This window comes from Streptomyces sp. NPDC058157 (assembly GCF_042884105.1).
Taxonomy (GTDB): domain Bacteria; phylum Actinomycetota; class Actinomycetes; order Streptomycetales; family Streptomycetaceae; genus Streptomyces.
In genome coordinates, this window is record NZ_JBHVUQ010000208.1 from 1 (window position 1) to 6605 (window position 6605).

Here is a 6605-nt window from a genome sequence, read left to right on the forward strand (position 1 = left end):
GCCGTTGAGCGTGAGGCGGGACGCGCCCGGCTCGTACGCGATGGTGTCGCCGCCCACCGCCACGACCCGTTCGACCACCGGCCCTCCGGGGTCCTCGCCGCCGTCCATGGGGCCGAAGGCCACCAGCACCACGTCCCCGCGCCGCACCTCGCCCGCGTCCTTGCGGAACAGCAGCAGGTCGCCCCTGGTGTAGGTGGGCTCCATGGCCGCCGCCGAGTACATCGCGCCCCGGTACAGCAGCCTGGGCACCAGCGCACCCCCGGACACCATCAGCAATCCGGCCATGAGCATCACGAGTGCCGCGATCCCCAGTCCCCGCCCTGGCCTGCGCACCTTGTTCTCCGTTCGATCCGTTTCCACCGGCCGGAATCGTACGGTGCACGGGGGAGTCGTCATGGATCGGGCGTGTCCGGTTCAGCTCATGATCACTTTGAATTCTTGTGTCATGTGAAATATCACATGACACAAGGACGTACGGTCCAACACCGACCAACTCCTCGGGAGAATCCGATGAACCGCTCAGCCCTCCTCGCCGCCGGCGCCGTCTGCCTCACCGCCCTGACGGCCGCCCCCGCCTTCGCCGACACCCCCGTGCCCCCGACGGTCACCTCCTGCGGGCCCTCCGGCCTCCAGGCCGGCCTCTCCACCCGGGTGTGCGCCGAAGTCACCGGCACCACCGTCGAGTTCTACGGCACGGTCGGACTCGCCGGCCCGCCCTCTCCCGGCAGCCCGGCCCCGGCCCCGAAGGAACTGCTGACGACCCTGTCCGTCGAGGTCGTCGGCGCCGGCGCGCCCGTCACCCGGCAAGGCCCGGTCGTCTTCACCGCGTCGGCCCTCGAGGTACGGGGCGAGGCCGCATCAGCCCCCTGCGGATCGACCGTGCGCGCCGCCTTCGGCGTCGCCTCGTTCCCCTGGGCGGCCAGGCCCGTGGTCCACGAGGTCACCCTCGGCTGCTGACGGCCGGGGCGCCGTCCAGGCGCGGCCCGAGCGGAGTCAGGACTCGCGCTCCATGACCCGCCGGGCCGCCTCCGCCTCGGCCGCGGGCGGGGACAGCTCGTCCAGGGTGTCGAGCTCGTCGTCCACCCCCAGCTCCTCCTCCCAGGCCGCCGCGAGCCGCTCCTGCTCCTCGCGCGGCCTGGCCGCGACGGCCTCCCGGTGCCCGGGGTCCAGGGCCGTCAGGAACCGTCCGACCGAGTCCGTCGGCATGCCGCTCTCCTTGTCACCGTGCGGGAGGCCGGCCGTCGAACCGCTGCCGCGCCCGGCCCAGCATCGCGAACGACCGCCGGTGCCGGGCGGCCGACACGTCCGGCCACCACCCGAAGGGCGGTGTGATCCGGCCACACCCGGCGCTTCGACCGGAATCGCCCCGCAGCCGCACTACGCTGATGGGCTGTCCGGCGCCGGAACGCAAGCCTCCGCGCTCCGGACGCTTCCGGAACGGGACGCGAGGGCCGATGGCAATCACACCAGGGCACGGTGAACTCGATCTGCTGGACGAGGACGGGGAGGACGGGGAGGAGAGGGAGGGGCGGGAGGAGAAGAACGAGAGGGGCGAGAGGGATGAGAGGAATGAGAGGGGCGAGAGGGACGAGGGGCGGCAGCAGGACGGGGAGCGGGATGCGGGTGCGGCCGCCAAGTCCGCCCGGTTCTCCGCCGGGCCGCCCGCCCCGCCCCGCACCCTCCTCGACGTGTTCGCCGCCTCCGTCCGCGCCCACCCCGACGAGCCCGCCCTCGACGACGGCAGCGCCCGGCTGACCTACCGGGCCCTGGCCGCCGAGGTCGAGCGCCGGCGCCGGGTCCTGGCCGCCTGCGGCATCGGCCCCGGCGACCGGGTCGGCGTACGGGTGCCCTCCGGGACCAACGACCTGTACGTGTCCGTCCTCGCCGTCCTCGCGGCCGGCGCCGCCTACGTACCGGTCGACGCCGAGGACCCCGACGAACGGGCCCGGCTGGTCTTCGCCGAGGCCGGGGTCAGGGCCGTCCTGGGCGCCGGCCCCGGCATCGAGGTCACCGGCACCCGCGCGCCGGGCCGGGTCCGCCCCGCACCGCCCGCGCCCGGGGACGACGCGTGGATCATCTTCACCTCCGGCTCCACCGGCAAGCCCAAGGGCGTCGCCGTCACCCACCGCAGCGCCGCCGCGTTCGTCGACGCCGAAGCCGCCCTCTTCCTCGCCGACGAGCCGCTCGGCCCCGGCGACCGGGTGATGGCCGGTCTGTCCGTCGCGTTCGACGCCTCCTGCGAGGAGATGTGGCTGGCCTGGCGCCACGGCGCCTGCCTCGTGCCCGTCCCGCGCTCACAGGTCCGGGGCGGCGCCGACCTCGGCCCCTGGCTGGTGGACCAGGAGATCACCGTCGTCTCCACCGTCCCCACCCTGGCAGCCCTCTGGGAACCGGAACACCTGGACGAGGTCCGGCTGCTGGTCTTCGGCGGCGAGGCCTGCCCGCCCGAGCTGAGCCGCCGCCTGGTCACCGAGGGCCGCGAGGTCTGGAACACCTACGGGCCCACCGAGGCCACCGTCGTCGCCTGCGCCTCCCTCCTGACCGGCGAGGAGCGGGTGCGGATCGGCCTGCCGCTGGCCGGCTGGGAACTCGCCGTCGTCGACGGGTCGGGCGAGCCGGTGCCGATGGGCGGCAGCGGGCAGCTCGTGATCGGCGGCGTCGGACTGGCCCGCTACCTCGACCCCGCCAAGGACGCCGAGAAGTACGCGCCGCTGCCCTCCCTCGGCTGGCCGCGCGCCTACCGCAGCGGCGACCTGGTGCGCGCGGAACCGGAAGGGCTGGTCTTCCTCGGGCGCGGCGACGAACAGGTCAAGCTCGGCGGCCGCCGCATCGAACTCGGCGAGGTCGACGCCGCGCTCCAGGCCCTGCCCGGGGTCGCCGGCGCGGCCGCCGCCGTCCGCACCGCGCGCGGCGGCAACCAGCTCCTCGTCGGCTACCTCGTCACCCAGGACGGCTGGGACCACGCGGCCGCCCTCGCCCGGCTGCGCACCGAACTGCCCGCCGCGCTCGTCCCGTTGCTCGCCCCCGTCGACGCCCTGCCGACCCGTACCTCCGGCAAGGTGGACCGCGACGCCCTGCCCTGGCCCCTGCCCGGCGCCGCGGCCACCGTGCCCGCCGGGGAACTCCACGGCACCGAGGCCTGGCTCGCCGAACAGTGGGCCGAGGCCCTGGGCGTGCCCGTGACCGGCGCCGACGACGACTTCTTCGCCATCGGCGGCGGCAGCCTCGCCGCCGCCCGGCTGGCCACCCTGCTGCGCACCCGCTACCCGGGCGCCGCCGTCCTCGACGTCTACCAGCAGCCCGTGCTGCGCAAGCTGGCCCGGCGGCTGGAGAAATCGGTAAGTGAGGACGAGGCGCCCCGCACCGTCGCCCCGGTCCCGCCCCGCGCCCGGATCCTGCAATGCCTGCTGCTGCTCCCGCTGTTCACCCTGGCCGGCCTGCGCTGGACGGTGGTGCTGTTCGCCCTGGGCAACGTCCTGCACCGGCTCGGCCCCTACCCGTGGGCGCCCACCGCCTCCTGGTGGCTCGTCGCCGCCGGGGCCGCGGCGCTGCTGAGCCCGCCCGGCCGGCTCGCGATCGCGGCGGGCGGTGCGCGGCTGCTGCTGCGCGGGGTGGGCGCCGGACGCCATCCGCGGGGCGGGAGCGTGCACCTGAGGCTGTGGACCGCCGAGCGGCTCGCCGAGTGCGCCGGGGCGACCTCCCTCACCGGGGCCTGGCTGGAACGCTACGCGCGGGCCCTCGGCGCCCGGGTCGGGCCCGAGGTGGACCTGCACTCCCTGCCCCCGGTCACGGGCCTGCTCAGGCTCGGCCGCGGCTGCGCCGTCGAGGCGGAGGTGGACCTGCGCGGGCACTGGCTGGACGGCGACCAGCTCGTGATCGGCCCGGTCCGGGTCGGCGCGGGCGCGGTCGTCGGCACCCGCAGCCTGCTCTTCCCCGGGGCGCGGGTCGGCAAGCGGGCCGAGGTGGCCCCCGGTTCCGCCGTCGTCGGGCAGGTCCCGACCGGCCAGCGGTGGGCGGGCGCCCCCGCCGTGAAGCTGGGCCGGGCCAAGCACGACTGGCCCCGGCCGCGCCCGCCGCGCCCGCTCCTGTGGCGGGCCATGTACGGGGCGACCGGCGTCGGCCTCACCGCCCTGCCGCTGGTCGCCGCCCTGCCCGCGCTGCTGGTCGCGGGCCGGTTCGTGCCGGCCGGCGGGGGCCCGGGCCCGGCCCTGCGCGGGGCGCTGCTCGCCGTGGTGCCCGGGGCCCTCGCCTACGGGCTCGCCTACGCCCTGCTCGTGCTGGTCTGCGTACGCCTGCTCAGCCTCGGGCTGCGCAGCGGTCACCATCCCACGCACAGCCGGACCGGCTGGCAGGCCTGGGCGGTCACCCAGCTGATGGACCTGGCCCGGGACACGCTCTTCCCGCTGTACGCCGCGCTGGCCACCCCCGTGTGGCTGCGGCTGCTCGGCATGCGCGTCGGGCGCCGCGCGGAGGTCTCCACCGTCCTCGGACTGCCCAGCCTCACCACCGTCGGCGACGGCGCGTTCCTCGCCGACGACACCCTGACCGCCCCCTGCGAACTCGGCGGCGGCTGGGTGCGGATCGGGCCGTCGCGGATCGGCCGCCGGGCGTTCCTCGGCAACTCCGGGATGACCGCGCCCGGCCGCGGGGTGCCCGACGACGGCCTCGTCGGGGTGCTGTCCGCCACGCCCAAGAAGGCCAAGAAGGGCGGCTCCTACCTGGGCCTGCCGCCGGTCCGGCTGCCCCGCTCCGCGGCGGCCGGCGACCACGGCCGCACCTACGACCCGCCGGCGCGGCTGCTGTGGGCGCGCGGCCTGGTCGAACTGTGCCGGCTCGTCCCGGTGTTCTGCTCGGCCGCGCTGGCCGTCCTGAGCGCGGCGGCGCTCTGCGCCCTGGCCCGCCCGCTGGGTGCCGGGGGCGCCGCGCTGCTGTCGGGAGCGGTCCTGCTCACCGCAGGGACGGCCGCCTGCGCGCTCACCGTGGCCGCCAAGTGGCTGCTGGTGGGCCGCCACCGGGTGGGGCAGCACCCGCTGTGGAGCGCGTTCGTCTGGCGCAACGAGCTCGCCGACACCTTCGTGGAGGTCCTGGCCGTGCCCTGGCTGGCCGGATCGGTGCCCGGCACCCCGCTGCTGAACCTGTGGCTGCGCGGGCTCGGCGCCCGGATCGGGCGCGGGGTGTGGTGCGAGAGCCACTGGCTGCCCGAAACGGACCTGGTGGCCCTCGGCGACGGCGCCGGCGTCAACCGGGGCTGCGTGTTGCAGACGCATCTCTTCCACGACCGGATCCTGCGGACGGATACTGTGGTGCTGCGCGAGGGCGCCACCCTGGGCCCGGGCGGGATCGCCCTGCCCGGGAGCACGATCGGAGCCCGCGCCACGGTGGGCCCCGCCTCCCTCGTGATGGCCGGGGAATCCGTCCCCGACGGCACCCGCTGGCTGGGCAACCCGATCGAGGCGTGGCGTTCCTGAACCCGCGTTCCCGAACCCGCGTCGTCCGCCGGCGGCCGGCCGGTGGCGGGACGGCGCACCGGCACCCCGGACGAGCACGGCGCAGGGAGCGGACAGGGCAGTGAGCGGCCAGCAGACACCGGCACCGGACCCGTACTTCCCGGAGAACGGCGACCCGCGCTACCACGCGCACCGCTACGAACTCGCCCTGGACTACCGGCCCGGCCCCAACCGGCTCACCGGCCGGGCCCGGATCAGCGCCATCGCCGGCCCGGCCGCGCTGGCAGAGTTCCGGCTCGACCTGGCGGCCGGTTTCCGGCTGGGCCGGGTCCTGGTCGACGGCCGCGCCCCGCACCACACCCACCGGGCGGGCCGGCTGCGGATCCGGCCCGCCCGGCCGCTGCCCGCCGGCGCCGCGTTCACCGTCGAGGTGCACTGGTCGGGCAACCCCAAGCCGGTGCGCAGCCCCTGGGGCGGCATCGGCTGGGAGGAGCTGACCGACGGCGCGCTGGTGGCCAGCCAGCCGGTCGGCGCGCCCTCCTGGTACCCGTGCAACGACCGCCCCGCCGACAAGGCCTCCTACCACCTCTCCCTCAACACGCCGTCCGCGTACACCGTCGCGGCGGGCGGCCGGCTCCTCACGCGCACCACCGGGGCCAGCACCACCACCTGGGTGTACGAGCAGCCCGCGCCCACCTCCAGCTACCTGGTGGGCCTGTCCGTCGGCCACTACCGGACCGTGGCACTGGACGGCGCCGGGCCCGGCGCCGTCCCCCAGAACGCCCACGTCCCCGCGCACCTGCTGGCGCGCTTCGGCCACGACTTCGCCCGCCAGCCCGCCATGATGCGGCTGTTCGAGGAGCTGTTCGGGCCCTACCCCTTCGGCGAGTACACGGTGGTCGTCACCGACGAGGAACTGGACGTCCCGGTGGAGGCCCAGGGCCTGTCCACCTTCGGCGCCAACCACGTGGACGGCGCCCGGGGTTCGGAGCGGCTGATCGCCCACGAACTCGCCCACCAGTGGTTCGGCAACAGCGTGACCATCGCCGACTGGCGGCACATCTGGCTCAACGAGGGCTTCGCCAAGTACGCCGAATGGCTGTGGTCGGAACGCTCCGGCGGCCGCACCGCGCACGAACGGCGCACCCTCGCCGCCGC

Annotated in this window: 5 protein-coding genes; 3 read left to right on the plus strand and 2 right to left on the minus strand. The window is 76.0% G+C overall.

Going from position 1 to position 6605, the window contains the following annotated elements; translation table 11 throughout:
- Positions 1-360: S26 family signal peptidase (locus tag ACFVXK_RS32540; RefSeq protein ID WP_389618895.1), on the minus strand; the 360-nt coding region annotated here is incomplete at its 3' end.
- Between the two features lie 150 nt (positions 361-510).
- Here ACFVXK_RS32540 and ACFVXK_RS32545 point away from each other — a divergent pair.
- Entirely contained in the window at positions 511-957 is a 447-nt protein-coding gene (locus ACFVXK_RS32545; RefSeq protein WP_389618897.1) for a hypothetical protein, read from the plus strand.
- Between the two features lie 36 nt (positions 958-993).
- On the opposite strand, the gene ACFVXK_RS32550 is transcribed toward ACFVXK_RS32545, so the two are convergent.
- A complete protein-coding gene (locus tag ACFVXK_RS32550; protein WP_389618900.1) occupies positions 994-1206 on the minus strand; it encodes a hypothetical protein in 213 nt (70 codons plus the stop codon).
- Between the two features lie 248 nt (positions 1207-1454).
- Here ACFVXK_RS32550 and ACFVXK_RS32555 point away from each other — a divergent pair, with 248 nt between their 5' ends.
- Complete coding sequence (locus ACFVXK_RS32555; protein ID WP_389618903.1) at positions 1455-5468, plus strand: Pls/PosA family non-ribosomal peptide synthetase; 4014 nt, start codon at positions 1455-1457, stop codon at positions 5466-5468.
- A 100-nt stretch (positions 5469-5568) separates the two neighbouring features.
- Positions 5569-6605 (plus strand): M1 family metallopeptidase (locus tag ACFVXK_RS32560; RefSeq protein ID WP_389618906.1); only part of this gene is annotated, 1037 nt, incomplete at its 3' end.

Bases quoted from the DNA above. Each gene is read 5' to 3' on its own strand.
- ACFVXK_RS32555 (WP_389618903.1), top strand. From the start codon at position 1,455: ATGGCAATCACACCAGGGCACGGTGAACTCGATCTGCTGGACGAGGAC.
- ACFVXK_RS32545 (WP_389618897.1), top strand. From the start codon at position 511: ATGAACCGCTCAGCCCTCCTCGCCGCCGGCGCCGTCTGCCTCACCGCC.
- ACFVXK_RS32550 (WP_389618900.1), bottom strand. From the start codon at position 1,206: ATGCCGACGGACTCGGTCGGACGGTTCCTGACGGCCCTGGACCCCGGG.